The sequence below is a fragment of the Methylibium sp. T29 genome, assembly GCF_000576205.1.
GTDB lineage: Bacteria > Pseudomonadota > Gammaproteobacteria > Burkholderiales > Burkholderiaceae_C > Methylibium > Methylibium petroleiphilum.
Genome location: NZ_AZND01000405.1, coordinates 1 through 2,156, shown reverse-complemented (window position 1 = coordinate 2,156; position 2,156 = coordinate 1). Strand labels below are relative to the sequence as shown.

Below are 2,156 nucleotides of genomic sequence, written 5' to 3'. Positions count from 1 at the left end.
CCGTGCGACCGCCGGAGCTCGCCCCCCGGAGCGACCCGGCCCCAAGGTCCCGCCCCGCCCCGGCGCCACGCCACCGCCGGGCACGCTGGTGGATCACTGACGAGAACGGCCTGCGGCGTTCGTCGCGCGCCATTGCCCTCGTCCGCGTCAAAACCGCCAGAACCCGAGCGCATGGCCGGCGGGGTCGGCAGCGCTTAAGCTCGCACGTTGAGTGCGGCCGTCGCCATCCGTGGGGATCGGCGGCCACGCCAGGAGACCTCGATGAACGCACCGCTCGCCGCGACCGCGCTGCCTGCCGCCCCGTCCCGCGAAGAACGCAGCCGCCGCCAGGCCGAAGTGGTGGCCGCGCTCGCGCCGCTGCTGCCCGCCCATGCGCTGCTGTGGCAGCGCGAGGACACCGTCCCGTACGAGTGCGATGGCCTCACCGCCTACCGCGCCATGCCGCTGGTCGTGGCGCTGCCGGAGACCGAGGCCCAGGTCGCCGCGGTGCTGAAGGCCTGCCACCGCCTCGCGGTGCCGGTGGTGGCGCGCGGCGCCGGCACCGGCCTGTCCGGCGGCGCGATGCCGCACGAACTCGGCGTGACGCTGTCGCTCGCCAAGTTCAACCGCATCCTGAAGGTCGACCCGGTCAGCCGCACCGCCGTCGTCCAGTCGGGCGTGCGCAACGCGGCCATCAGCGAGGCCGCCGCGCCGCACGGCCTGTACTACGCGCCCGACCCAAGCAGCAAGATCGCCTGCACGATCGGCGGCAACGTGGCCGAGAACTCCGGCGGCATGCACTGCCTGAAGTACGGCCTGACGATCCACAACGTGCTGCGGGTGCGCGGCTACACCGTCGAGGGCGAGCCGGTCGAGTTCGGCTCCGAGGCGCTCGACGCGCCCGGCCTGGACCTGCTGTCGGCGGTGATCGGCTCCGAGGGCATGCTGGCGGTGACGCTCGAGGTCACCGTGAAGCTGGTGCCCAAGCCGCTGCTGGCGCGCGCCATCCTGGCCAGCTTCGACGACGTGCGCAAGGCCGGCAACGCGGTGGCCGCGCTGATCGGCGCCGGCATCATCCCGGCCGGCCTGGAGATGATGGACAAGCCGATGACCGCCGCCGTCGAGGACTTCGTGCACGCCGGCTACGACCTCGACGCCCACGCCATCCTCATCTGCGAGAGCGACGGCACGCCCGAGGAGGTGGAGGAGGAGATCGCCCGCATGGTGGCGGTGATGGAAGGGGCCGGCGCGACACGCTTCGACATCAGCACCAGCGAGGCCGAGCGCCTGAAGTTCTGGAGCGGGCGCATGAACGCCTTCCCGGCCAGCGGGCGCATCAGCCCCGACTACATGTGCATGGACTCGACCATCCCGCGCAAGAAGCTGGCCGAGATCCTGACCCGCATCACCGAGATGGAGACGAAGTACGGCCTGCGCTGCTGCAACGTGTTCCATGCCGGCGACGGCAACCTGCACCCGCTGATCCTGTTCGACGCCAACGACCCCGACCAGCTGCACCGCGCCGAGCTGTTCGGCGCCGACATCCTGGAGACCAGCGTGATGCTCGGCGGCACCGTGACCGGCGAGCACGGCGTGGGCGTCGAGAAGCTCGCCTCGATGTGCGTGCAGTTCACGCCGGCCGAGCGCGAGCAGATGCTCGGCCTCAAGCGCGCCTTCGACGCGGCCGGCCTGCTGAACCCCGGCAAGGTGATCCCCACGCTGCACCGCTGCGCCGAGTACGGAAAGATGCACGTGAAGAAGGGCCTGCTGCCCTTCCCCGACCTGCCGCGGTTCTGACGCCGGTCGGCCCCCCATCCGTTCGAGAACCCGTGCCACGACGATGACCTCTCCCGACGACGACCCCGCCTTGCGCGCCCTGGTCGAGCGCGTGCGCGCCGCGCAGGCCGACGGCACCCCGCTCGAGATCGCCGGCCACGGCTCCAAGGCCTTCTACGGCGGCCCGCGCCACGGCGAGGCGCTGCACACCACCGGGCTCACCGGCATCTCCAGCTACGAACCCACCGAGCTGGTGGTGAGCGCACGCGCCGGCACGCCGATCGCCGAGCTGGAGGCGGCGCTCGCCGAGCACGGCCAGTGCCTGCCGTTCGAACCGCCGCGCTTTCGCGTCGCTCGGTCGCCAAGGGCACGGTGGGCGGGCTCGTCGCGGCCGGCCTGAG

General features: G+C 72.3%; 2 protein-coding genes. Both read left to right on the top strand.

The window, feature by feature from the left end:
- The first annotated feature begins 261 nt into the window (after positions 1–261).
- A complete protein-coding gene (locus x551_RS21455; RefSeq protein WP_011831211.1) occupies positions 262–1,776 on the top strand; it encodes an FAD-linked oxidase C-terminal domain-containing protein in 1,515 nt (504 codons plus the stop codon).
- Between the two features lie 43 nt (positions 1,777–1,819).
- Entirely contained in the window at positions 1,820–2,155 is a 336-nt protein-coding gene (locus x551_RS21450) for an FAD-binding protein (protein ID WP_036251181.1), read from the top strand.
- Position 2,156 lies beyond the last annotated feature (1 nt).

Bases quoted from the DNA above. Each gene is read 5' to 3' on its own strand.
- x551_RS21455 (WP_011831211.1), top strand. From the start codon at position 262: ATGAACGCACCGCTCGCCGCGACCGCGCTGCCTGCCGCCCCGTCCCGC.
- x551_RS21450 (WP_036251181.1), top strand. From the start codon at position 1,820: ATGACCTCTCCCGACGACGACCCCGCCTTGCGCGCCCTGGTCGAGCGC.